This window comes from Maribacter sp. UBA3344, from assembly GCF_002362375.1.
Lineage (GTDB): Bacteria > Bacteroidota > Bacteroidia > Flavobacteriales > Flavobacteriaceae > Maribacter > Maribacter dokdonensis.
Genome location: NZ_DERI01000029.1, coordinates 1,980 through 2,555, shown reverse-complemented (window position 1 = coordinate 2,555; position 576 = coordinate 1,980). Strand labels below are relative to the sequence as shown.

Annotated in this window: 1 protein-coding gene; it reads left to right on the top strand. The window is 42.4% G+C overall.

Annotated features, from left to right (window positions below):
- On the top strand, positions 1-576 hold a 576-nt coding region (locus B2Z27_RS17420; protein WP_286814635.1), incomplete at both ends, for a hypothetical protein.

Sequence of the window (576 nt, the reverse complement as noted above, 5' to 3'; positions counted from 1 at the left end):
GATGTGGACCAAAATACTGCCGATATCGATGCTTTGGAAACCGAGCAAACTACGCAGAATAATTCGATAGCCACTAACGCAACAGATATTGACAATCTGGAAGCAGAACAGACTACTCAAAATAATTCCATTGCTACGAATGCCTCGGACATTGATGCATTGGAAGCGGAACAGACAACTCAGAATACGAATATCGCTATAAACGCAACAGATATTGATAACCTAGAAGCGGAACAGACTACGCAGAATAATTCGATAGCAACCAATGCAACAGATATTGATAACTTAGAAGCTGAGCAAACTACTCAGAATAACAATATCGCTACAAATGCTTCGGATATAGATGCGTTGGAAGGGGAACAGACAACTCAGAATACGAATATCGCTACAAACGCAACAGATATTGACAACCTAGAAGCCGAGCAGACCACTCAGAATAATTCCATTGCAACAAATACCTCGGATATCACCACTAATACTGCAGCCATTGCAGCACATAACACTGCCGATGGAGATTTGAGCGATTCCAACGAATACAATACCGGCATCAGTTTCGACGGAACCGACCTTACCGTG